Raw genomic sequence first — 24,087 nt, 5'->3', positions numbered from 1 at the left:
ACGGTGTATCCACACCGGTATGTACCCGCAGGCGCTGTGAAAAACAGTCGCACCGGGCACATATTAGAGTATATGCTCTAGAAAACCTGCCTTGCCGTGGAGTTTCGCATGCTCGCCGACGCTACCCGCTCCCTGCCGCCCACCGAATTCGCCGCCCTTGACGCGGTGTTCGCCACCCAGCGCCAGGCCTTTGCCGGCAACCCCCTGCCCTCTGCGCCACAGCGCCGGCAATGGCTGAAAAGCCTGCGCGAAGCCCTGCTGGAGCAACAGGACGCGTTGATCGCAGCGATCAACGAGGACTTCTCTGGGCGTAGCGCCAACGAAACCCTGCTGGCCGAATTGATGCCGAGCATTCAGGGCCTGCGCCATGGCGAAAAGCACCTCAAGCAGTGGATGAAAGCCTCCAGGCGCAAGGTCGGCCTGGCCTTCCAGCCGGCCAGCGCAGAGGTCCAGTACCAACCGCTGGGAGTGGTCGGCATCATTGTGCCGTGGAACTACCCGCTGTTTCTTGCCATCGGCCCGCTGACCTGCGCCCTGGCCGCCGGCAACCGGGTAATGCTCAAGCTCAGCGAAGCAACCCCGGCGACCGGCCTGTTGCTCCAGCAACTGCTCGACAAGATCTTCCCCGAAGACCTGGTCAGCGTGGTGCTGGGTGAGGCCGATGTTGCCCAGGCCTTCTCGCGCCTGCCGTTCGATCACCTGCTGTTTACCGGGGCCACCAGTGTCGGCCGCCAGGTGATGCTCGCCGCCGCGCACAACCTAACGCCAGTGACCCTGGAACTGGGCGGCAAATCGCCGGCCATTGTCTCGGCCAGCGTGCCGCTGGCCGACGCCGCCGAACGCATCGCCTTCGGCAAGACCCTCAACGCCGGCCAGACCTGCGTGGCTCCCGACTACGTGCTGGTGCCACGTGATCGCCTGAGGGACTTCGCCACGGCCTACCGCGACGTCGTGCGGCGCTTTTACCCGACCCTGGCCGACAACCCGGACTACAGCGCGATCATCAACCCGCGCCACCTGGCCCGCCTGGAGAGTTATCTCGAGGATGCCCGCAGCAAGGGCGCCGAGATCATCGACCTGTACCCCCAAGAGCCACGCCATGGACGGCGCCTGCCGCCGCACCTGCTACTCGGAGTCAGCGACGACATGCGCGTGATGCAGGACGAAATCTTCGGCCCGCTGCTACCGTTGGTGCCCTACGACAGCCTCGACCAGGCGCTGGCCTACATCAATCAACGCCCGCGCCCACTGGCGCTGTATTACTTCGGCTACGAGCGCAGCGAGCAGCAACGGGTATTGGAACAGACCCACTCTGGCGGCGTATGCCTCAACGACACCCTGTTGCACGTCGCCCAGGACGACCTGCCGTTCGGCGGCATTGGCCCCTCGGGCATGGGCCATTACCACGGCCATGAAGGTTTCCTGACCTTCAGCAAGGCCAAGGCGGTGTTCGCCAAGCAGCGTTTCAACGCCGCGCGGCTGATCTACCCGCCTTACGGCAAGGGGCTGCTCAAGCTGGTGTACACACTGTTCATTCGCTGAAAAACCACCCTCGGGCCTGATAACAATGACCACAAGCCTGCCTGTAAACCCCGCGCTGAGCCGGCGTGGGCTGCTCAAGTTCAGCCTCGGCGCCAGCGCCTTGCTCGCCACCGCCGGGTTGGGCGCCAGCCTTAGCGGCTGCTCGGCGCAAACACCGGCCAGCGGCTTCATTACCCTGCGCGAAAACGACTTGCCGATCCTCCACGCGCTGATTCCGGTAGTCCTGGCTGGCACCCAGGCGGCGGACAACCGCGAAGCCTTGCTGCGCGGGCTGGACAACAAGCTCGCCGCGCTGTCGCCGGCCATGCTCAAGTTGACCCGGCAACTGTTCGACGTGCTCGCCATGGCGCTCATCCGCGGGCCGTTGACCGGCATCTGGGGCAGTTGGGACAACGCCAGCAGCGTGCAGATCGAAGCCTTTTTGCAGCGCTGGCAGGACAGCTCGCTGAACCTGTTGCGCATGGGCCATGCCTCGCTGCTGCAACTGCTGCACATGGCCTGGTACGAACTGCCGCAATCCTGGGCCCATTGCGGCTACCCAGGGCCACCCAAGGTCTGATCCACCGATAACCACAAGAGGCTGAACATGCCCGTACCCGACCTGTTTCGCGACGGCCTTGGCCGTGGCTGGAAAACCCGTGATGCCTCGCGCCTGGACCAGGACCTGAGCCTTGAAACCGACATCGCCATTATCGGCAGCGGCGCCGGCGGCGCCACCAGTGCCGAGCTGCTCAGTGCTGCAGGCTTCAAGGTACTGCTGATCGAAGAAGGCCCGCTGAAAACCAGCAGCGACTTTCACATGCTCGAAGACCAGGCCTACGCCAGCCTCTACCAGGAAGGCATCGGGCGCATGAGCAAGGACGGCGCCATCACCATCCTGCAAGGCCGCGCAGTCGGCGGCACCACCCTGATCAACTGGACCTCGAGCTTTCGCACCCCCGCGCCAACCCTGGAGCACTGGGCCCGCGAACACGGGGTAAAAGGCCTGAGCAGCGCCGAATTGGCGCCCTGGTTCGCACGCATGGAACAGCGCCTGGGTATCGAGCCATGGATCATGCCGCCCAACGCCAACAACGAAGCACTGCGCCGCGGCTGCGAAGCGCTGGGCTACAACTGGAAAGTGATCCCGCGCAACGTGCGCGGCTGCTGGAACCTGGGCTATTGCGGCATGGGTTGCCCGGTCAACGCCAAGCAGTCGATGCTGGTCACCAGCATCCCGGCGACCCTTGAGCACGGCGGCGAGCTGCTGTACCTGGCCCGCGCCGAGCGCCTGGAGCACAACGGCGAACAGATCAGCGGCCTGCAGTGCGTGGCCATGGACGCGCGCTGCGTCGAGCCCACTGGCCGGCAGATCCGGGTCAAGGCCCGGCATTACATCCTTGCCGGTGGCGGCATCAACAGCCCCGGCCTGCTGCTGCGCTCGGACGCTCCGGACCCCCATGAGCGCCTGGGCAAGCGCACCTTCCTGCACCTGGTCAACTTCAGCGCCGGGCTGTTCAAGGACAAGGTCAATCCGTTCTACGGCGCGCCGCAGTCGATCTACTCCGACCATTTCCAGTGGCGCGACGGCGTCAGCGGGCCGATGGGCTACAAGCTCGAGGTGCCGCCCCTGCACCCAGCGCTGGCCAGCACCTTGCTGGGCAGCTTCGGCAAGGACAACGCCCTGCGCATGGAGCAACTGCCGCATACCCACGTGATGCTCGCCCTGCTGCGCGACGGCTTTCACCCGGACAGCGTCGGCGGCGAGGTGCAGTTGCGTGGCGATGGCTCGCCGGTGCTCGACTACCCGCTGTCGGCCTATGCCTGGGACGGCGTGCGCCGGGCCTTCCAGAGCATGGCCGAGATCCAGTTCGCCGCCGGCGCCGACAGCGTGTTGCCGGTGCACAGCGATGCCCGCCATGCAAAAAACCTGGCCGAGGCGCGGCAGATGATCGACGGCCTGAACCTTGAACTGTTTCGTACCCGCCTGGGCAGCGCCCATGTCATGGGCGGCTGCGCCATGGGCGAAGACCCGCGCCAGGCGGTGTGCGACAGCCTGGGCCGGCACCATCAGCTGGAAAACCTGTCGATTCACGACGGCTCGCTGTTCCCCACCAGCATCGGCGCCAACCCGCAATTGTCGGTGTACGGCCTCAGTGCCCGGCTCAGCGACGCCCTGGCCGCGCGCCTGGTGGCTGGCAGATGACAACAAATGGCCGCACTGTCTATAGTGCCTTCAGCGTGCTCGGGCGACTTGGCCGACCGCCACTGCTGCGATACCATCCGACTCCCCAACGCACTCCTGCCAGGACGACGCGATGAACCGAGTGTTGTACCCAGGTACTTTCGACCCTATTACCAAGGGCCATGGCGATCTGGTCGAGCGTGCCTCGCGGCTGTTCGACCAGGTGATCATTGCGGTCGCCGCCAGCCCCAAGAAAAACCCACTGTTCCCGCTGGAGCAACGGGTGGAACTGGCTCGTGAGGTCACCAAGCACCTGCCCAATGTCGAAGTCATCGGCTTCTCCACTTTGCTGGCGCATTTCGCCAAGGAACAGCAGGCCAATGTGTTCCTGCGCGGCCTGCGGGCTGTTTCGGACTTCGAGTACGAGTTCCAGCTGGCGAACATGAACCGCCAACTGGCGCCCGACGTCGAGAGCCTGTTCCTCACCCCTTCAGAGCGCTATTCGTTCATTTCCTCGACCCTGGTCCGGGAAATCGCGGCGCTGGGCGGTGACATCACTAAATTCGTCCACCCGGTGGTGGCCGAGGCCCTGACCGAACGCTTCAAGAAGTGACATCGGCGATTTGACCACGGCGCCCGCGTGCACTGCGGGCGCTAATGCGGCACAATTGTGCCCATTGGTTTTCAAATGCCCGGGTTCTGAGCCCTGGCCGGAGTCCCCATGTCCCTGATCATCACCGACGATTGCATCAACTGCGACGTCTGCGAACCCGAGTGCCCGAACGCTGCGATCTCTCAAGGCGAAGAGATCTACGTGATCGACCCCAACCTGTGCACCCAGTGCGTCGGCCACTACGACGAGCCGCAATGCCAGCAAGTCTGCCCGGTTGACTGCATCCCGCTGGATGAAGCGCATCCGGAGAGCGAAGCGCAGCTGATGGAAAAATACCGCCGAATTACCGGCAAGGCCTGATGCCGTTCGTCGCCCGGGTTACCCCGCTGGTCCTTGGCGCCGTACTGGCGCTGGGGATGGCCAGTGCCCAGGCACAAGGTCCGGGCCGCGCGGCGATTGCCACGCCGCATAGCGACGCGACTGCCGCCGCACGCGAAATTTTCGAGCAGGGCGGTAACGCCTTTGACGCCGCCATTGCCGTCAGCGCCGCGCTGGCGGTGGTCGAGCCTTATGGTTCAGGCCTGGGCGGCGGCGGCTTCTTCCTGCTGCGCGAGGGCGACACACCCGCCCGCTATGCCTTTATCGATGCCCGCGAGCGCGCACCTGGCAAGGCCAGCGAAGCCATGTACCTCAAGGACGGCAAGGTCCAGCCGGGCTTGTCGATCAATGGCCCGCTGGCGGCGGCGATTCCCGGCTTGCCGGCCGCCCTCGCCGACCTTGCTGCCCATCACGGCAAGCTGCCACTGAAAAGCACCCTGGCCCCGGCTATTCGCCTGGCCAATCAGGGCTTTGCCGTCGACCGTATCTATCGCGACCGCGCGCAGATGCGCTTGAGCGCACTGCGCGACGATCCAGAAAGCGCCCGTCTGTTCCTGATCAACGGTGAAGTGCCGGCCCTGGGCGCTAAAATCCGCCAACCGCAACTGGCCATAACCCTTGAACGTATCGCCAGCCAGGGCCGCGACGGTTTCTATGCCGGCCCGACCGCCCAGGCCATGGTGCAGGGGGTACAGGCCGCGGGCGGGATCTGGAGCCTGGATGACCTGGCCAACTACCGCACCGCCAAACGCGAGCCGCTGCGCTACCAGCTGGCCAATCAACGCGAACTGATCAGCGCCCCACCGCCCTCGGCCGGTGGCGTGGCCCTGGCCCAGAGCCTGGCGATGCTGCAGCGCCTGCCCTGGCAGAGCGCCGAGCCTGTACAGCGCAGCCATTACGTACTGGAAGTATTACGCCGGGCCTACCGTGACCGCGGCCTGCTCGGCGATCCGGACTACGTCAGCAATCCGATACCACAGCTGCTCGCGCGTAATTACCTGACGTCGCTGGCCGACAGCATCGACGTCCACCAGGCAACGCCCAGCAGCAGCCTGCCGCCCGCCCCGGCCTGGCGCGAGGGCGATCACACCACCCACTTTGCAGTGATCGACGCTGACGGCAATGCCGTGGCCGCGACGCTGTCGGTCAACCTGCCGTTCGGCGCCGCGTTTACTGCCCCGGGCACCGGCGTGGTGCTGAACAACGAAATGGACGACTTTGCCGCCGACCCGCATGGCAGCAACAGTTACGGCCTGGCCGGCAGCCAGGCCAATGCCGTGGCCGCCGGCAAACGGCCGCTGTCGAGCATGAGCCCGAGCTTTATCGAGAGCCCGACCCAGTTCGCCGCCTTCGGCACGCCGGGCGGCAGCCGTATTCCGAGCATGGTGCTGCTGTCGATGATGGGCTTTCTTGAGGGCCGGCCGGTGGCCGAATGGCCGGCGGTGCCGCGCTATCACCACCAGTACCTGCCCGATGTGGTCGAGCACGAACCGGGGGCTTTCAGCACCGGGCAGCAGCGCGAGCTGCAAGCACGCGGCTACCCGCTCAAGGACCTGGGCCGCAGCTATGGCAATCAGCAAGTGCTGTACTGGGACAAGGCCGGGCAAACCCTCGAAGCCGCCAGCGACCCCCGCGGCGTGGGCGCCGCGCAAGTGCTCAGCCCGCGCTGAGCACCTTCACTTCTGGCAGCGCGGGCAGTAGACGCTGGCGCGCTGGCCAAGCTTGACCTCACGCAGGATGCTGCCGCAGACCTTGCACGGCTCTTCCCCGCGCCCGTAGACGAACAGTTCCTGCTGGAAGTAGCCCGGCTGGCCGTCGCCGCCGATAAAGTCGCGCAAGGTGGTGCCGCCGCGCTCGATGGCGCAGGCGAGGATGCGTTTGATCTCGATCGCAAGCTTCAGGTACCGCGCCCGGGAAATGCCCCCGGCTTCGCGGCGCGGGTCGATACCGGCAGCGAACAGCGCCTCGGTTGCATAGATATTGCCAACCCCGACCACCACCGCGTTGTCCATGATGAACGGCTTGACCGCCATCGACTTGCCCCGCGACAGCTGGAACAACCGCTCGCCGTCGAACAGATCGGTTAACGGCTCCGGGCCGAGCTTGATCAGCAGCTCATGGTTGAGCGGATCGAGGCTCCAGAGCATCGCGCCGAAGCGCCGCGGATCGGTGTAGCGCAAGGCCAGGCCCGACTCCAGTTCGATATCCACATGCTCGTGCTTGGCCGCCGGCAATCCAATCTCGACCAGGCGCAAATTACCGGACATGCCCAGGTGGCTGATCAGGGTGCCCACTTCGGCATTGAGCAGCAGGTACTTGGCGCGCCGCTCGACCTTGACGAAGCGCTGCCCGGAAAGGCGAATGTCGAGGTCCTCGGGGATCGGCCAGCGCAGGCGCCGGTCGCGCACGATTACCCGGCTGACCCGCTGGCCCTCCAGGTAAGGCGCAATACCGCGCCGGGTGGTTTCGACTTCTGGCAATTCCGGCATGGATCAGTGACCGCCCAGTTCGCGAATGGTCTGCTTGAGGTTCTCGAAGTCATACTCGGACAGGCCGACATAATCGAGCACCAGGTGCCCGACGGTATTCCATTCGTGGTCGATGCTCTGGTTGCCCAGCACCCGGTACGAAGCGCAGATGTGCTCGGCCATTTTCAGGATCGCCAGCAGGTTTTTCAGCTGGCTGTTGCGCGCCGAGTCATCGCTGAATACCGCCAGGGCGTTGTGATGGTTGGCGATGGCGTTGCTCAGGTGCTCGGGCAGGCGCCACGACTTGGCGGTGTAGTAACCGACCACCGCGTGGTTGGTGTTGAACACCTGGTTCTCGGTGTCGACCACCCGCTGCTCGGCACCGGCACTGGCGTAGGCATCCTCGAGCACGCTCATGTACTCGGGGAAGCGTTTGAGCATCAACGGCACGCCGCAATCGTGGAACAGGCCCAGGGCATAGGCTTCGTCCACCGCCTGCGAGCCGATGCGCTTGGCCAGGGTCAGGCAGGTCATGGCTACGTCCTGGGCGGTGTCCCAGAAACGGTTGAGGGTGACGATGGTGTCGTCGCTCATCTCGCCCTTGATCGACTGGGCGTTGATCAGGTTGATGATCGAGCGGCTGCCGAGCAGGTTCACCGCGCGCTGGATCGAGGCGATCTTGTTGGTCAGGCCGTAGTACGGCGAGTTGACCAGCTTGAGCAGCGCGCCGGACAGGCCCGGGTCCTGGGAGATCAGCTTGGCGATCACCTCCAGGTCAGGGTCGGGCATGTATTGCTCGAACTGCAGGTCAACCATGATCTGCGGCTGCGGCGGTACGCTGATGCCTTGCAGGGCATGCTGGATCTGTTCGGCGGAGAGTTCCTGGGACATAAGTACACACTCGGGGCTGAGCGGCGATTCTAACCTGATCGTACTGGCCAGCGGTGAAGCTAAAGGCCATCGCTCTGTTGCAATTTGTCGCTATTCCCCATCGAGGCGTCAGGCATCGGGTTATAATCCCGCTCTTTTTTCCCGGAGCGACGTCATGTCCCTGCCCAGCCTTCGTCTCAAAGCCAATGCCGACCGCCGCCTGCGCGCCGGCCACCTGTGGGTCTACAGCAACGAAATCGACGTCGCCGCGACCCCGCTGCATGGCTTCAAGGCCGGTGACCAGGCGATCCTCGAGACCGCCGGCGGCAAGGCCCTGGGCGTCGTCGCCATGAGCCCGAACAACCTGATCTGCGCCCGCCTGCTGTCGCGTGACGCCAAGCTGGCCCTGGACAAGTCGCTGCTGGTGCACCGCATCAACGTCGCCCTGTCGCTGCGCGAGCGTCTGTTCGACAAGCCATTCTACCGCCTGGTGTACGGCGATTCCGACCTGCTGCCGGGCCTGGTGGTCGATCGTTTCGGCGATATCCTGGTGGTCCAGCTCGCCTCGGCGACCATGGAACAGCACAAGGATGACGTGGTTGCCGCGCTGGTCCAGGTGCTCAAGCCCACCGGCATCCTGTTCAAGAACGACTCGGCCGCGCGCGACGCCGAAGGCCTGGGCCGTTACGTTGAAACCGTGTTCGGCCTGGTGCCGGAATGGGTGGCCCTGGAAGAGAACGGCGTGAAGTTCGAGGCGCCGGTCATGGAAGGCCAGAAGACCGGCTGGTTCTACGACCACCGCATGAACCGTGCGCGCCTGGCGCCGTACGTCAAGGGCAAGCGCGTGCTCGACCTGTTCAGCTACATCGGCGGCTGGGGCGTGCAGGCCGGTGCCTTTGGTGCCAGCGAAGTGTTCTGCGTCGATGCCTCGGGCTTTGCTCTGGACGGCGTCGAGCGTAACGCCGGGCTCAACGGCATTGCCGAGAAGCTGACCTGCATCGAAGGCGATGTGTTCGAAGCGCTGAAAGAGCTCAAGGCCTCCGAAGAGCGTTTCGACGTAATCGTGGCCGACCCGCCCGCCTTCATCAAGCGCAAGAAAGACCTGAAAAACGGCGAAGGCGCCTACCGCCGCCTGAACGAGCAAGCCATGCGCCTGCTGACCAAGGACGGCATTCTGGTCAGCGCATCGTGCTCGATGCACCTGCCGGAAGACGACCTGCAGAACATCCTGCTGACCAGCGCCCGTCACCTGGACCGCAACATCCAGCTGCTCGAGCGCGGCGGCCAGGGCCCGGATCACCCGGTGCACCCGGCGATCCCGGAAACCCGCTACATCAAGAGCATCACCTGCCGCCTGCTGCCTAACAGCTAAGGCGTGGTGCAATAAAAAATCCCGGCCTGGTGCCGGGATTTTTTTGCCTGCAAGACGCTAGCGGTTGGGCTGCCAGGTCAGGTCGACACCATCAATGGTCAACGTCTTGTAGCGCGGCATCACCGGTTTCATCTGCCCATGGCGGATCAGCTGAACCAGGCGCTCGGTGTTATCGCGAATACTGTGCAGGCTACCGACTTCGCGCCACTCACCCTTGCCCTCGCGGGCAAACAGAAAAACGCTGGATGCGTAGGTGTGCCGCGGGATCATCAACACTTCGTTGCGCCCGTCGCCATCCATGTCCACGCCCCACAAAAAGCAGCCCCTGCCGGTGCATTGAGTCTCGGCCATGACCATCTTGGCGAACGCCTCGCTGCCAGGCTGCTCGGGGCCCAACCATTCCAGTTTCGGCCCGCGAGTGTCTTCGCCGTACCGCGCGTGGGATTCTTCCATGATCCACTGCAGCCTCTTGCGCCCTTCAGCGTCGAACAGCTCGTCAGTCTTGAGCCGCTCTTGCAGCGCCGTGAACGCCTCACGTCCCGGCTTGCCCAGGCCGTGATACAAGGTTCTGGCATCAAATTCCTGGATCGCGGTGCGCCCGCTAAGCAGACGCTCGACCTGGTTGTTGGCACTGAGCTGCAAAGGGTTCAGCAGCGGCGTATAGAACAGCACCACCAACACCGCGCTGAGCAGGGCAATCCACGGGTTACTGACCCGCAGGCTATTGAGCCAGCCCTTGCCCGAGGCGAACACCGCCCACAGCGCAGCAAGGCTGTGCACCTGCATCACACCAATCAGCAACAGGGCGAGAATACGCTCAGGCGTCAGGCCGTACTGATTCACCCGCAACCAGCTTGAATAGCCCGCCAACGCCACCAGCACCGGCAAGCACAGCAAGCAGGCCTCGACCAGGCGCTTGAGCACACCCGGATAGGGATTGGCCTGATGGCCATCCTGGAACACACCGTTGACCAAAAACAGGTTGATGGCCACCAGCAACAGCAGGATGGTGGTCGAGTAGCCGGTGTTCCAGATCGGCTGCAACCCGGTAAACGGCAGCATCAGGCTGAACAGCAAGGCGATCAGTGCGCTCAGTGGCAGCAACACACGGCACAGGGTCAGCAGCACACCGCGCAACAGGCCGATGACCTTTTCGTTCTCCAGGCCCATGCGCATCCCCAGGGAGAACACCACAGCCAGACCGATACGCACCACTGGCGCCGAGGTCAGCACATCTTCGACCTGGGGGATGCCGAGCATCAGGAACAAGCGCCCGCACAGCCACAGCAGCAGCCAGAACAACAGAGTGAACAGCAGCGCCAGGAGGACGATGAAGATGTTGTTCCAGGCATGCCGGAACAGGTCTTCATAACGCGGCCGCAGCCCTTCGCGGGTCGGCCAGCTGAGGATGAAGGCGGTGCCGATGTAGGTCACCACAACCGCGGCCAGCCATGAGCTCTGCCAGACCCAGCCCAGCGTGTCCTGGCTGAAGGTCCAACTGCTGATAAAGCCGATCAGCAGCGTCAGGCCCAGGACCAGCCAGGCGGTACCGCGTTGCAACACCGCACTGCCGAGCAGTTGCAGGTTGACCCCGGCCACCAGCACGGCGGCGCACAGGCCGAAGGGCAGCCCGGCGATATCAATCTGGATGTGCCTGGCGAAGAGGAACACCAGGCCTTGCAGCAGGCCAATGGCCAGGTAGAACAGTAAAGATCGACTTATCGCAGGCATTGCAAATCCTTTTGGCCAGTGGGGTGCGAAGCGCGCAAGTCTACCCAAAGCCTGGCAGCCGACGCCAAGGCCTTTACCTTGCGGGCTGCGCCAACGGCCAATTATCACAACGCCATTCCCTCAAGGCCGCAGCGGTGTAGAATCGGGCTATTCATCGCCAGTCATCCCCGGCGGGTTTATGAGCTCTGGCCGAGCGCACGGCGATCCCGCGGCGATCTCGGCTTCATCCGTACCAGCGGCCACCTGCCTTCGGTGCAAAGGACAAGAGAAGCTCACTCCCCTTTTTGTTACCTGATTAGCCGCCAGGAGTGCTTCATGCCTGATTACCGCTCGAAAACGTCCACCCACGGCCGCAATATGGCCGGCGCCCGCGCCCTCTGGCGTGCCACCGGGATGAAGGACGAAGACTTCAAGAAACCGATCATCGCCATCGCCAACTCGTTCACCCAGTTCGTCCCGGGCCACGTGCACCTGAAGGACCTCGGCCAGCTGGTGGCTCGCGAGATCGAACGCGCCGGTGGCGTGGCCAAGGAATTCAACACCATCGCGGTCGACGACGGCATCGCCATGGGCCATGACGGCATGCTCTATTCGCTGCCAAGCCGCGAGATCATCGCCGACTCGGTCGAGTACATGGTCAACGCCCACTGCGCCGACGCCATCGTCTGCATCTCCAACTGCGACAAGATCACCCCCGGCATGCTGATGGCCGCCCTGCGCCTGAACATCCCGGTGATCTTCGTTTCCGGCGGGCCGATGGAAGCCGGCAAGACCAAACTGGCCAGCCACGGCCTGGATCTGGTCGATGCCATGGTCATTGCCGCCGACTCCACTGCCAGCGATGAAAAAGTCGCCGAGTACGAGCGCAGCGCCTGCCCGACCTGCGGTTCGTGCTCCGGCATGTTCACCGCCAACTCGATGAACTGCCTGACCGAAGCCCTGGGCTTGGCTCTGCCGGGCAACGGTTCAACCCTGGCCACCCACAGCGACCGCGAGCAGCTGTTCCTGCAGGCCGGGCGCACCATCGTCGAGCTGTGCAAGCGCTACTACGGCGACAACGACCAGAGCGTCCTGCCGCGCAACATCGCCAACTTCAAGGCGTTCGAGAACGCCATGATGCTCGACATCGCCATGGGCGGTTCGACCAACACCATCCTGCACCTGCTGGCCGCCGCCCAGGAAGCCGAGATCGCTTTCGACCTGCGCGACATCGATCGCCTGTCGCGCAAAGTGCCGCAGCTGTGCAAAGTGGCGCCGAACATCCAGAAGTACCACATGGAAGACGTCCACCGCGCCGGCGGCATCTTCAGCATCCTCGGCTCGCTGGCCCGTGGCGGCCTGCTGCACACCGACCTGCCGACCGTGCACAGCCCGAGCATGGAAGAAGCCATCGCCAAGTGGGACATCACCCAGACCAGCGACGAAGCGGTGCACCACTTCTTCAAGGCGGGCCCGGCCGGTATTCCGACCCAGACCGCGTTCAGCCAGTCGACCCGCTGGCCGAGCCTGGACGACGACCGTGAAAACGGCTGCATCCGCAGCGTCGAGCACGCCTACTCGCAAGAAGGCGGCCTGGCCGTGCTGTACGGCAACATCGCCCTGGACGGCTGCGTGGTGAAAACCGCCGGCGTCGACGAGTCGATCCACGTCTTCGAAGGCAACGCCAAGATCTTCGAAAGCCAGGACAGCGCCGTGCGCGGCATCCTTGCCGATGAAGTGAAGGCAGGCGACATCGTCATCATCCGCTACGAAGGCCCGAAAGGCGGCCCGGGCATGCAAGAGATGCTCTACCCGACCTCGTACCTCAAGTCCAAGGGCCTGGGCAAAGCCTGCGCCCTGCTCACCGACGGCCGTTTCTCTGGCGGCACCTCGGGCCTGTCGATCGGCCACGCGTCGCCAGAAGCCGCAGCCGGTGGCGCCATTGGCCTGGTGCAGGACGGCGACAAGGTGCTGATCGACATCCCCAACCGCTCGATCAACCTGCTGGTCAGCGATGAAGAGCTGGCGGCGCGCCGTGTCGAGCAGGACAAGAAAGGCTGGAAGCCGGTCGAAGCGCGGCCACGCAAAGTGACCACGGCGCTCAAGGCCTACGCCCTGCTGGCGACCAGCGCCGACAAGGGCGCGGTACGCAACAAGGCACTGCTGGACGGGCTGTAAGCAGAAAAGCATCGCGGGGCAAGCCCGCTCCTACAGGTGTGGGAGCGGGCTTGCCCCGCGATGGCCTCACCTCAGTATTTGGCCCGTACAGTGAACGTCAGGTTGCGCGGTTCGCCATAGAAGTTCGACCCCCACGAACTGTCCACCCGCTCATAGTAGGTACGATCGAACAGGTTGTTGGCCGTCAGCGTTGCCGACAGGTTCTGGTTGATTTTGTACCCTACCTGGGCCGTGGCAATGCTGTAGCCGCCCTGGACGAAGTCGACGTCACGCTTGTAGTAGGTGGCGCTCACCGCCCGTAGCCCGCCACCGACACTGAAGTCCTTCAACGGGCCATCGGCGAATTCGTAGCGCGTCCACAGGTTGAAGTTGTGCTTGGGGGTGATGGTGGTGCCCTGGTTGGTGTCTTCGCCGCTCAGCGACTTGAGCATGGTGAAGGCATAACCGGTGCTGATGCTCCAGTTGTCGGTGAGGTTGCCGCTCAGCTCGGTTTCCCAACCCTGGCTACGGATCTTGCCTTGCGGCTCGTAGTACTGGTTGTTGGCGACCAGCTCGGCGCGGTTTTCGTCGTAGATGCGAAACAGCGCCACGCTGCCATTCAAGCGCCCCTCATAAAACTCGCGCTTGAGGCCGATTTCGTACTGCTTGCCTTTGCGCGGGGCGATGGTCTCGCCTCCGGCATTCACATCGGTCTGCGGCTTGAACACGCTGGTGTAGCTGGCATAGGCCGACAGTTCCGGGGTCAGTTTGGCCACCAGCGCGCCATAGGGGATGACCTTGCGGTTGATGCTCGACTCGGTGCTGTTGAAGTTGTTGAAGAAGGCGTTGGCGTTGTGCGCTTCGCTTTCGAACCAGGTCACCCGGCTGCCGAGGATCACGTCCAGCCAGTCGGTGGCGCTGATCTTGGTGCGGGCGTAGAGGCCGTACTGGTGCGATTTCGACCAGTTGCCGTTGTCCATTTGGTACTTCTGCTTAGGGATATTGATGCTGCCCGGGTCGAACACATTGGTGTCGAAGTATTCACCGCCGCCGTAGGTGAAGTCCTTGTCCAGGTGCTGGTATTCGGCGCCCACCGTCAGCTCGTGGGTACGGCCAAAGGCTTCCACCGGCAAGGTCACGAAGCTGTCCAGGCCCAGGGTCTTGATGTGGGTGTAGTAGGAATAGGCCACGGCCGAGCTGGCGCCGGTGGCCGGGTCGACCGCACCGTCGCTCCAGGTGAAGTTGCGGGTCGGGGTCTCGGCGTCGCGGTAAGTCAGCGAGGTCTTGAACTGCCCGCCGTTGTCCAGGGCATGATCGACTTCGAAGAAGCTTTCCCAGACGTGCTCGTCCAGTTCGTTCCATTTGGCATCGACAAAGGTCGAGCGCTTGACGTCCAGCAGCTTGCCATTGGCGTACGCCGGCAGGCCGAACGCCGGGGTGGAGTGGTTTTTCTGATAGGCGCCACCCAGCGACAGGGTGGTGTCCGGGGTCACGTCGTATTCCAGCCGGCCATAAACCATTGGCCGCTCGTTCTGGGCGTAATCGACGAAGGACTTGTTGTCTTCATAGGCGGTGACAAAGCGCCCGCGCAGGCTGCCGTCGCTGTTGAGCGGGCCGGTGATGTCGACGGTCGAGTGGTAATGATCGTAGGAGCCTGCCGACAGCTCGCCGCTCAGGGCGAACTGGCCGAGGGCGCGCTTGCGCACCAGGTTGATGGTGCCGCCAGGCTCTCCGGCGCCCTGGTACAGGCCGGAAGGCCCGCGCAGCACTTCGACGCGGTCGAACATCGCCAGGTCGAAGCTGGTCATCAGGTCGCCCTGGCCAGTCATTTGCGAAACACCATCGACCTGCACCTGATCGACCAGGAAGCCGCGCATGTACACGTCATTGAGGCTGGAGCCGGAGTTGTAGCTTTTGATCGTCGCCCCGGTCACCTGACGCATGGCGTCCTGCAGGCTGTTCATGTTCTGGTCGTCCAGGCGCTGGCGGGTGACCACCGACACCGACTGCGGAATGTCCTTGAGCTTCTGTTCGCCCTTGCCGATGGTCAACGCACCGGTGGTGTAGGACTGGCTGCCTTCGGTAGTAGCCCCAAGCACCTTGCCGCCGACCATGGTCGCGCCCAACTGCAGCGCCGCCTCTTCACCCTGGCGTTTTTCCAGGGTCACGCTGTCGCGATCGATGTAGCTGGCGCTCAGGCCAGTGCCAGCCAGCAGGCGGGCCAGTGCCTGGTCCTGTGGATAACTGCCGCTGATGCCCGGGGAGCGCAAGCCCTGAGTGACCTCGGCGCCGACCAGCACCTGCACCCGGGTAACCGCACTGAAAGCCGCCAGCGCTGCATCCAGCGATTGCGCCGGAATCTCGAAGCGATACTCCTGCGCTTGCGCGGCAGGCGCGGCCAGTATCGGCGTTGCCAGTGTGCCGCAGCCCAGGGCAATGGCCAGGCTCAGCAGGGTGGGCACGCCGGGCAGGCGCCGGGTGGCGGTGGTATGTTCCATCAGTGAAGCTCCCCAGAATCGTCGAAGTCGTTGAATAGCGCCGCACTGTCTGAGAGTGCTTATTATTTGCGCCTACGAGATCAAGGACGTCAGCTACTGGGGAAACCCTGAAACTTTCGTAAGAAATTTTTCAGCCCTCACGCAACACCCGCAGATACGGGGTGTAATGCTCGGCGCGCAGGCCCAGGGTGTGGGTCAGGGCCTTGAGCACCGCCTCGGGCTTGTCGATCTCGAACACCCCCGAGACCTTGCGCTGGCGCAGGCCCTCGCCCAGCACCAGGGTCTGCCCCGGCCAGTAGCGGTTGAGGGCTTCGACCACTTCGACCAGCGGCTGCTCGCGGAATACCAGCTGGCGTTGGCGCCAGGCGAACTCGGCGGCCACATCGAAAGCATGTGCTGAACCCAGTTGTGTGCCGCGATACTCGACGGCGCGACCAGGCTCCAGCAGCACCGACTGATGGCTGTCGGCACCGACCTGGACCTTGCCCTGGGCAACCCGCACTCGGGTCTGGTCACCTTCCCGGGCGACGCTGAAACGCGTGCCCACCACCTTCACCCAGCCATCGCCGGAGCGAATCACGAATGGCCGCGCCGGATCATGGCTGACCTCGAACCACGCCTCGCCACGCAGCAGCCGCACCCGCCGCTCGCCACCTGCCAGTTCGACCTGCACGGCCGTGTCGGTGTTGAGCTGCAGTTGCGAACCGTCCGCCAAGGCAATGCTGAGCGACTCGCCAGTGGCGGTGGCGTAGTCGGCACGCCAGCGGTCCGGCCAGGGGCTATTCACCAGTAAAGCGACCATCAGCAATACCGCCGCGGCACTCGCCCAGAGCTGCAGCCGCGGTTGGCGCCAACGCGCGCGCTGGGCCTGACGCAGTTGCCGTGCCGGCTCACGCAGGGCCCCGAGCAGGCCAAGCACCTCGTCCCAGGCCTGGGCCTGTTCCGGGCCCTGGCCCAGCCAGGCGCTGAAGGCCTCACGCTCTGCGGGCGTGACGTCGTCGGCCTGCAGGCGGTAGTACCAGCCACTGGCTTCGGCGAACAGGTCGTCGGCATCCGTGGCGTGAGGGTCGGTCATCGGGGTATCCGTCACTGCAAATGGCCGGTTCATGGACGCGGCCCCGGCGTGCCACTGAGCAAGCGCGCCTTGATAAAGGCCCGGCAGTCGATCAGCGCACGGCGCAATTGGTATTCGACACTACGCGGGGAAATCTGCAGCCGCTCGCCAATTTCCCGGTAGGAACATTCGTCGACATGATAAAGCAGGAAGATATGCCGGGTCGCCTCGGGCAGGGCCTGAATGGCCTCGTGCATCAGCGCTTGTTCCTGCAGCGCCGAGAGTTGCTCGTCGGCCCCGGGCGTTTCGCAGGCCAGCTCGTCGCTGGGCTCACCGCCGTCCAGGCGCTCGCGGCGGATGGCCTGGCGCTGGTGGTCACGGATCAGGTTGCTGGCAATGGTGAAAAGAAAGGCCGGCAGGTTGTCGATCTTCTTGTCGGCAGGCAGCCGTGCCAGGCGCAGGAAAGACTCCTGGGTCAGGTCGGCTGCCACCTGCGAATTGCCCGTGCGGCGCGCAACAAAGGCTTCCAGCGCTTTCTTGTGCTCGGCAAACAGGCGGGCAATCTGCGTATTCCACGAAGACACGGTACTTCCTGGCGATGGACCTCAAGGTGCGCGCACGCTAGCAGAAGATGAGATGAATTCGCAATTGATATCTATTTTGCTTACTGAATCTGCTCCGGTGTAACGATCACCCAGTTCTTGTCCGCCGTCACCGGCAAGCCTTCCTTGGCCTGCGCCGCGGCATGCTTGGCGATCATGCCGTTGAGCTGGTCCATGTACTTGGCCTTACGGTTTATCCACAGGTGGATGCCGCCCTTGGCCACGTCGACGCTATGAAACTGCATGTAGCCGTCACTGGTCGGAGTATCGCCACCGACCAGCACCGGCTTCTTCCATTCGTCGATATAGGTGAGGATGGCCGCCTGCTTGCCGGCCATCCAGGTGGCCGGGGTCCACAGATACGGGGTCAGCTCAAGGCCCATGTTGGCCTGCGGGTCATAGCTGCCGGCGCTGATCTGCTTGCGCGCGGTGGTCAGGGCGCCGCTGTTGCGGTCCTTGAGCAGCAAACTGACGCCGATCACGTTCTGCGGTTTGACGTTGTAGCCGTACTTGGGGTCGGCAGCGACCATGCGCACCAGCTCTTCGGAGGCGGCGCTGATCACGTAGACTTCAATGCCGTTCTCCATCAGCTTGTTGAACAGCTCGGCCTGGCCGGCGAACACTTTCGGCGGTTGCACCTCAATGGGCTTGACCTGATCACCCTCGTAATAGGTGCTCGGCACCGGCTTGCCCGAGGCCATCAGCTCGTCGACATAGCCCTTGAGCTCCTTGAGGGTGAAACCGGAAAACACCTGTGCGACCCAGGGGTAGCAGACCATGTCGTCGATTTCGCAGAGCCGATAGTAGTAGCTGAACAGGCTCTCCTTGTGCTCGGCGGTGTCTTTGAAGGGGATGAGCTTGAGCGACGGGTCGAGTTTGTCGCGGCTGAGCAGGCCCTTGTTCTCCATGAACGGCAGCAGCGATTCTTCGAGGTCGAAGCGGTAGCTGGTGTTGTCCATGTCGAAGACCGCATAGTTGCCCTTGTTGGCATTGGCCGCGATCATGCTGTCCAGTTGCTTGGCAGCCTCGGCCGGCCAGTGCTTGAGCTCGGTGGCCCAGCTGTGCCCGGTAAGCAACAGGGCGAGGCCGGCGGCGAGGATTTTCGGAGCAGACGTCATGTGCTTTTCTCCAGAAAAGTGGCCCGCCCACGCTAGCAAAGCCTGCAATGCGCACCGACCCGACAGCGACACCGACACGCCCCTGAGCGGCCGCGAGCATTCTGTTTGCGACCTGGCGTTATTCCAAAAACGACTATCGAAATTCCATTTCGATATAAATTCGTTGGTTTTCATGCTGTTAGCATTTCTGTTCGCAATCGCACACAGAGGCGATGCCCCGCCTTTTTTCCTGGAGCTTCAATGAATCTGCCGTTGTCTCTCAATCTGCTGGCGTTCCTGGCCTTGCTGCTAGGCCTGGCGCAAACCCGTCATGGCAACTGGAGCCTGGCCAAGAAAGTGCTGGTCGGCCTGGTCCTCGGCGTGCTGTTTGGCGCTGCCCTGCATGCCATTTACGGTGCCGGCAACCCGGTCCTCAAGGCCACCATCAGTTGGCTCGACCTGGTCGGCAACGGCTACGTGCAGTTGCTGCAGATGATCGTCATGCCGCTGATCTTCGCCTCGATCCTCAGTGCCGTGGCGCGCCTGCACAATGCTTCGTCGCTGGGCAAGATCAGCTTCCTGACCATCGGCACGCTGCTGTTCACCACGGCCATCGCCGCGCTGATCGGTATCGTGCTGACCAACCTGTTTGGCCTGACCGCCGAAGGCCTGGTGGCCGGTACCGCCGAAACCGCGCGCATGGCGGCGATCCAGAGCGACTACGTGGGCAAGGTCACCGACCTGAACATCCCGCAATTGCTGCTCTCGTTCATCCCCAGCAACCCGGTAGGCGACCTGGCCCGGGCCAAGCCGACCTCGATCATCAGCGTGGTGATCTTTGCCGTGTTCCTCGGCATGGCCGCCCTGCAGTTGCTCAAGGATGACGCCGAGAAGGGCAACCGCGCCCTGGCCGCCATCGATACCCTGCAAGCCTGGGTGATGCGCCTGGTGCGCCTGGTGATGAAGCTCACCCCCTACGGCGTGCTGGCGTTGATGACCAAGGTAGTGGCCAGCTCGAACCTCGACGACATCCTCAAGCTCGGCAGCTTCGTGGTGGTCTCGTACATCGGCCTGGGCCTGATGTTCGTGGTACACGGCGTGCTGCTGGCGATGAGCGGCGTCAACCCGCTGCGCTTCTTGCGCAAGGTCTGGCCGGTACTGACCTTCGCCTTCACCAGCCGCTCCAGCGCCGCCAGCATCCCGCTGAGCATCGAGGCGCAAACCCTGCGCCTGGGTATTCCGCAGTCGATCGCAAGCTTTGCCGCGTCATTTGGCGCAACCATTGGCCAGAACGGCTGTGCCGGCCTGTACCCGGCAATGTTGGCGGTGATGGTGGCGCCAGCGGTGGGCATCGATCCGTTTGACCCGCTGTGGATTGCCACCCTGGTGGCGATCGTCACCCTGAGCTCGGCAGGTGTTGCCGGTGTCGGCGGCGGTGCGACGTTCGCGGCGCTGATCGTATTGCCGGCCATGGGCTTGCCGGTGGAGCTGGTGGCCTTGCTGATCTCGGTCGAGCCGCTGATCGACATGGGCCGCACGGCGCTGAACGTCAACGGCTCAATGACGGCCGGGGCGATTACCAGCCAGATGCTCAAACAGACCGACAAGTCGGTGCTGGATGCGCAGGAACATGCGCAGCTGACGCACTCCTGACGACCTCATCGCGGGGCCACAACTTGCCCCGCGATGCATTTCAGGCCTTTTCCCAGACCTCGAAGTGATACGCCGGCTTGTCACCCTCAGCCGGATTGGCCTGAGTCGACGCCAGCTTCCACTGCGCCGCATCAAACTCAGGAAACCACGCATCCCCTTGCGGGCTGAGCTCAACCCGGGTCAGGTACAGGCGATCCGCCAGGCCGCGCTCGATGGCCTGGGTATACAGCTGCGCGCCGCCGATCAGCATCAGCTCGTCGACGCCCTGCGCCAGTGCCCACTGCTCGGCACGCTCAATGGCAGCCTCCAGCGAGGCGAACACTTCGGCACCTTCGAGCTGCAAGCCCGGCTGGCGGCTGACCACCAGGTTCAAGCGCCCCGGCAGTGGGCGACCCAGCGAATCCCAGGTCTTGCGCCCCATGATGATCGGCTTGCCCAGGGTGGTGGCCTTGAAATACTTGAAATCCCCCGGCAAGTGCCAGGGCATGCTGTTGTCGATGCCGATCACGCGGTTCTCGGCGAGGGCCGCGATCAGGCTGAGGGGGAGTGATGTTTTCATGCCGGCGAGGATAGCAAAGCCCGATCTTCGATGCCTGAGTTATGCTTTGGGCTGACTTGATCAATGGAAGACCGTGTGACTGCACTGACTGACCTGGACAAACGCTGGCTCACCGAAGCCGTGCGCCTGCGCGAAGAACATGCAGGCCCCTTGGAAGACCAGGAAGCCAACCGCCGCGCCCGCCAGGCAGGCGGCGACCTGCCGGCGCGCATCGAAAGCCGCGCCCTGTGGCTGGCCGAACGCGACGGCATGCGCAGCGCCCTGCAACACTGGAAACAAGGCGCTCGCCTGGCGCTGGCAGCCCTGGTGGTACTGGCTGTGCTCAGCGGCGCCGGCCTGGCCCTGGCCGCCCTCGGCGACAGCCTGCGCCCGGTCAACGTGTTCTGGGCCCTGGGCAGCCTGCTCGGGTTGAACCTGCTGCTGTTGCTGGGCTGGCTGCTGGGCTTTTTTCTGGCCGGTGAACAGGGCGCCAGCCTTGGTCGCCTGTGGCTGTGGATGAGCGAAAAATTCGCCCGCGATGCCCAGGCCGCACACCTGGCCCCCGCCCTGCTGGTGATGCTGCAGCGACAAAAACTCAATCGCTGGCTGCTCGGCCTGTTGGTGCACAGCCTGTGGCTGCTGGCCTTGAGCACTGCGCTGTTGATGCTGCTGATGCTGCTGGCCACCCGACGTTACGGCTTCGTCTGGGAAACTACCATTCTCGGCGCCAACACCTTCGTCGCCCTGACCCAGGCCCTTGGCGCCCTGCCCGCATTACTCGGCTTCAGCGTGCCGGACGTGGCCATGATCCGCGCCAGCGGCGACACGCAACCGGCACTTGAGCTGGCCCGCCAGGCCTGGGCCGGCTGGCTGCTCGGCGTGCTGCTGGTATACGGCATCGTTCCGCGCCTGCTGCTTGCCGCCCTGTGCCTGTGGCGCTGGCGCAGTGGCCGGGCACGCCTGCAACTGGACCTCAAGCTGCCCGGCTACAGCCAGCTGCGCGATGTGCTGATGCCCAGCAGCGAACGCCTGGGCGTCAACGACGCCGCGCCTGATGCCTTGCCGCAGATCGTGCGTGGCGTTGGTGAAGAACACAGCGAAGGCGCCCTGCTGGTCGGCCTGGAGCTGGACGACAAACGCCCGTGGCCACCTACCCTGCCGGCAACGGTGAGCAACGCCGGTATCCTCGATAGCCGCGAGTCGCGCAACAAACTGCTGGAACAGCTCAGCCGTTTTCCGCCAGCGCGCCTGGCGATTGCCTGCGACCCGCGCCGCTCGCCCGACCGTGGCAGCCTGGCGCTACTCGCCGAGCTTGCGCGCAATGCCGGGGCCACGCGCATCTGGCTGCTGCAGGCAATGCCCGGTCAGGCACTGGACGCTGAACGCCTGGGTGACTGGCATCAGGCCCTGGAACAGCTGGGTTTGAGCTACGCCGACAGCGCCCCGCTGAACTGGCTGGAGCATGGCCATGACTAAGCCGCTGAAACTGGCCGTGGTCGGCCACACCAACGTTGGCAAGACCTCGCTGCTGCGCACCCTGACCCGCGATGTCGGCTTCGGCGAGGTGTCGCATCGGCCGAGCACCACCCGTCATGTCGAGGGCGCACGCCTGTCGGTGGACGGCGAGCCGTTACTGGAGCTCTACGACACCCCGGGGCTGGAAGACGCCATCGCCCTGCTCGACTACCTTGAGCGCCTGGAACGGCCGGGCGAACGCCTCGATGGCCCGACACGGCTGGAGCGCTTTCTGCAGGGTAGCGAGGCGCGCCAGCGTTTCGAGCAGGAGGCCAAGGTGCTGCGCCAGCTGCTGGCCAGCGATGCCGGCCTGTATGTGATCGATGCCCGCGAGCCGGTGCTGGCCAAGTACCGCGACGAACTGCAAGTGCTGGCCGGCTGCGGCAGGCCGTTGCTACCGGTGCTCAACTTCGTCGCCAGTAGCGACCATCGCGAAGCTGACTGGCGCGAAGCCCTGGCGCGCCTGGGGCTGCATGCGCTGGTGCGCTTCGACAGCGTCGCCCCGCCAGAAGACGGCGAGCGCCGCCTGTACGAAAGCCTGGCGTTGATGCTGGAGCACTCACGACCAGCGCTGCAACGCCTGATCGACGATCAGCAGGCCCAGCGCCAGGCCCGGCGTGAAAGCGCCAAGCGCCTGGTCGCCGACCTGCTGCTCGACTGCGCCGCTTGCCGGCGCAGCGTGGTCGCCGAGCCTGGCGCCGAAGCCGTGGCCATCGAAGCCCTGCGCCGCGATGTGCGCCAGCGCGAGCAACGCTGCGTCGAAGCGCTGCTCAAGCTCTATGCGTTTCGCAAGGAAGACGCCGCCAGCAGCGCCCTGCCTTTGCTCGACGGGCGCTGGGGCGATGACCTGTTCAACCCGGAAACCCTCAAGCTGCTCGGTGTACGCCTGGGCAGTGGTGTGGCAGCCGGTGCGGCGGCCGGAGCCGGGGTCGATTTGCTGGTCGGCGGCCTGACCCTCGGTGCCGCGGCGCTGGCCGGGGCAATTGCCGGCGGCGCGCTACAGACCGCTCGCAGCTATGGCTCGCGCCTGCTCGGCAAGCTCAAGGGCCAGCGCGAGTTGACGGTGGACGACAGTGTGTTGCGCCTGCTGGCGTTGCGTCAGCATCAGCTGATTCACGCCCTGGATGCCCGTGGCCATGCGGCGCTGGAGCGAATCAAACTGGCGGCGCCACAAGAGCAGACCTGGCGCGAAGGCAAGCTGCCGGACGCGCTGGGCAAGGCCCGGGCGCATCCGCAGTGGTCGTCGCTCAATCCCGGGGCGAAAGTGAATCAGGCCGAGCGCCAGGAGCAGATTGATGCGCTAGTGCAGGAGCTTTAGCGCCTTGCCCTTGAGCAGTTGCAAGTCAATCACCGGCACATCCATCTCCTTGGCCAGCTCGTCCCACTGGCGCATGCGCAGGCTCACCGCACACAGTGGGTCTTGCTCGAAGGCATCGGCCTCGGCCTCGCTCATCACCCCGCCCTGGTACTCCAGGGTGCGCCGGCTGGCCTCACTCAGGCGCTGGTAATAACCCGCCTGGCGCAAGGTCAGGTAGCGCTTGGCCTCGACGTGGTACTCCACCAGCCTGGCCAAACGCTCGCTGAAGCCGCAGCGGCGCAGGTAGTTGGCGCCAACACGCTCATGGCTGACCGCGCCATAGCCGCCCATGTCGCCTTCGGCGCTGCCACAGATATGGCCGATGTCATGGAAGAACGCCGCCAGTACCACCTCGTCGTCATAGCCCTCGGCCAACGCCAGCTGCGCCGCCTGGGACATATGCTCGAGCTGCGAAACCGGCTCGCCGATGTAGTCCTCATTGCCATGCTGCTGATACAAGGCGAAGACCTCGCTGACAATCTGTTCGGCACTAACCATG

20 protein-coding genes are annotated in these 24,087 nt (G+C 64.3%); 11 read left to right on the top strand and 9 right to left on the bottom strand.

Going from position 1 to position 24,087, the window contains the following annotated elements; translation table 11 throughout:
* The first annotated feature begins 108 nt into the window (after positions 1-108).
* The 6 genes from LOY54_RS01190 to ggt all read left to right on the top strand — a co-directional run bounded on the left by LOY54_RS01190 (position 109) and on the right by ggt (position 6,367).
* Complete coding sequence (locus LOY54_RS01190; RefSeq protein WP_258608875.1) at positions 109-1,542, top strand: coniferyl aldehyde dehydrogenase; 1,434 nt, start codon at positions 109-111, stop codon at positions 1,540-1,542.
* Positions 1,543-1,567: 25 nt separating this feature from the next.
* Positions 1,568-2,101, top strand: a complete 534-nt coding sequence (locus tag LOY54_RS01185; protein WP_258608873.1) for a twin-arginine translocation pathway signal protein — start codon at positions 1,568-1,570, stop codon at positions 2,099-2,101.
* Positions 2,102-2,128: 27 nt separating this feature from the next.
* Positions 2,129-3,727: a GMC family oxidoreductase gene (locus LOY54_RS01180; RefSeq protein WP_258608871.1), complete on the top strand. Its 1,599-nt coding sequence runs from the start codon at positions 2,129-2,131 to the stop codon at positions 3,725-3,727.
* A 112-nt stretch (positions 3,728-3,839) separates the two neighbouring features.
* Complete coding sequence (coaD, locus tag LOY54_RS01175) at positions 3,840-4,319, top strand: pantetheine-phosphate adenylyltransferase (RefSeq protein ID WP_038997673.1); 480 nt, start codon at positions 3,840-3,842, stop codon at positions 4,317-4,319.
* A 108-nt stretch (positions 4,320-4,427) separates the two neighbouring features.
* Positions 4,428-4,679, top strand: coding sequence for a YfhL family 4Fe-4S dicluster ferredoxin (locus LOY54_RS01170; RefSeq protein ID WP_045201878.1), 252 nt, complete (start codon positions 4,428-4,430; stop codon positions 4,677-4,679).
* The gene (gene ggt / locus LOY54_RS01165) at positions 4,679-6,367 is read left to right on the top strand and encodes a gamma-glutamyltransferase (RefSeq protein WP_258608869.1); all 1,689 of its coding nucleotides are present in this window, start codon (positions 4,679-4,681) and stop codon (positions 6,365-6,367) included. The genes LOY54_RS01170 and ggt overlap by 1 nt, the downstream gene beginning before the upstream one ends.
* Positions 6,368-6,373: 6 nt before the next feature.
* Here ggt and mutM read toward each other — a convergent pair whose 3' ends face one another.
* Both mutM and LOY54_RS01155 read right to left on the bottom strand, forming a co-directional pair.
* Entirely contained in the window at positions 6,374-7,186 is an 813-nt protein-coding gene (mutM, locus tag LOY54_RS01160) for a bifunctional DNA-formamidopyrimidine glycosylase/DNA-(apurinic or apyrimidinic site) lyase (protein WP_045201873.1), read from the bottom strand.
* 3 nt (positions 7,187-7,189) lie between these two features.
* Positions 7,190-8,056 carry an HDOD domain-containing protein gene (locus tag LOY54_RS01155; protein WP_045201871.1) on the bottom strand — a complete coding sequence of 289 codons (867 nt, stop codon included), beginning with the start codon at positions 8,054-8,056 and terminating at the stop codon, positions 7,190-7,192.
* A gap of 154 nt (positions 8,057-8,210) precedes the next feature.
* Between LOY54_RS01155 and LOY54_RS01150 the strand changes: the two genes are divergently transcribed.
* Positions 8,211-9,407 (top strand): class I SAM-dependent rRNA methyltransferase, encoded by a 1,197-nt coding sequence (locus LOY54_RS01150; RefSeq protein WP_010222172.1) that lies wholly within the window; start codon positions 8,211-8,213, stop codon positions 9,405-9,407.
* A 57-nt stretch (positions 9,408-9,464) separates the two neighbouring features.
* Here LOY54_RS01150 and LOY54_RS01145 read toward each other — a convergent pair whose 3' ends face one another.
* Positions 9,465-11,138 (bottom strand): DUF4153 domain-containing protein, encoded by a 1,674-nt coding sequence (locus LOY54_RS01145; RefSeq protein WP_045201869.1) that lies wholly within the window; start codon positions 11,136-11,138, stop codon positions 9,465-9,467.
* A 315-nt stretch (positions 11,139-11,453) separates the two neighbouring features.
* On the opposite strand from LOY54_RS01145, the gene ilvD reads away from it, so the two are divergent.
* On the top strand, positions 11,454-13,295 hold the full coding sequence (gene ilvD / locus LOY54_RS01140; RefSeq protein WP_093377274.1) for a dihydroxy-acid dehydratase: 1,842 nt from the start codon (positions 11,454-11,456) through the stop codon (positions 13,293-13,295).
* 71 nt (positions 13,296-13,366) lie between these two features.
* Here ilvD and LOY54_RS01135 read toward each other — a convergent pair whose 3' ends face one another.
* From LOY54_RS01135 to LOY54_RS01120, 4 genes are all read right to left on the bottom strand, one after another.
* On the bottom strand, positions 13,367-15,772 hold the full coding sequence (locus LOY54_RS01135) for a TonB-dependent receptor (protein WP_195885447.1): 2,406 nt from the start codon (positions 15,770-15,772) through the stop codon (positions 13,367-13,369).
* 130 nt (positions 15,773-15,902) lie between these two features.
* Entirely contained in the window at positions 15,903-16,847 is a 945-nt protein-coding gene (locus LOY54_RS01130) for a FecR family protein (RefSeq protein WP_258608866.1), read from the bottom strand.
* Positions 16,848-16,876: 29 nt separating this feature from the next.
* Positions 16,877-17,410, bottom strand: a complete 534-nt coding sequence (locus LOY54_RS01125; protein WP_093377285.1) for an RNA polymerase sigma factor — start codon at positions 17,408-17,410, stop codon at positions 16,877-16,879.
* 80 nt (positions 17,411-17,490) lie between these two features.
* Entirely contained in the window at positions 17,491-18,546 is a 1,056-nt protein-coding gene (locus LOY54_RS01120) for a phosphorylcholine phosphatase (protein ID WP_093377290.1), read from the bottom strand.
* Between the two features lie 240 nt (positions 18,547-18,786).
* Between LOY54_RS01120 and LOY54_RS01115 the strand changes: the two genes are divergently transcribed.
* Entirely contained in the window at positions 18,787-20,178 is a 1,392-nt protein-coding gene (locus LOY54_RS01115; RefSeq protein ID WP_258608864.1) for an L-cystine transporter, read from the top strand.
* A gap of 40 nt (positions 20,179-20,218) precedes the next feature.
* Here the strand turns inward: LOY54_RS01115 and LOY54_RS01110 are convergent, their stop codons facing one another.
* A complete protein-coding gene (locus LOY54_RS01110; RefSeq protein WP_093377294.1) occupies positions 20,219-20,737 on the bottom strand; it encodes a dihydrofolate reductase in 519 nt (172 codons plus the stop codon).
* Between the two features lie 63 nt (positions 20,738-20,800).
* Here LOY54_RS01110 and LOY54_RS01105 point away from each other — a divergent pair, with 63 nt between their 5' ends.
* Both LOY54_RS01105 and LOY54_RS01100 read left to right on the top strand, forming a co-directional pair.
* Complete coding sequence (locus tag LOY54_RS01105; protein WP_258608862.1) at positions 20,801-22,192, top strand: DUF2868 domain-containing protein; 1,392 nt, start codon at positions 20,801-20,803, stop codon at positions 22,190-22,192.
* The gene (locus tag LOY54_RS01100; RefSeq protein ID WP_258608861.1) at positions 22,185-23,549 is read left to right on the top strand and encodes a GTPase/DUF3482 domain-containing protein; all 1,365 of its coding nucleotides are present in this window, start codon (positions 22,185-22,187) and stop codon (positions 23,547-23,549) included. Before LOY54_RS01105 ends, LOY54_RS01100 begins: the two co-directional genes overlap by 8 nt.
* Here LOY54_RS01100 and LOY54_RS01095 read toward each other — a convergent pair.
* Entirely contained in the window at positions 23,532-24,086 is a 555-nt protein-coding gene (locus LOY54_RS01095) for a phosphonate degradation HD-domain oxygenase (protein WP_258608859.1), read from the bottom strand. The two genes, LOY54_RS01100 and LOY54_RS01095, sit on opposite strands and share 18 nt — an antisense overlap.
* Position 24,087 lies beyond the last annotated feature (1 nt).

Origin of the sequence: Pseudomonas sp. B21-032 (assembly GCF_024748965.1) — a bacterium.
In the GTDB taxonomy this organism is placed as follows: domain Bacteria; phylum Pseudomonadota; class Gammaproteobacteria; order Pseudomonadales; family Pseudomonadaceae; genus Aquipseudomonas.
The sequence above is the reverse complement of the archived record's forward strand: the minus strand, read 5'-3'. Positions and strand labels throughout refer to the sequence as shown.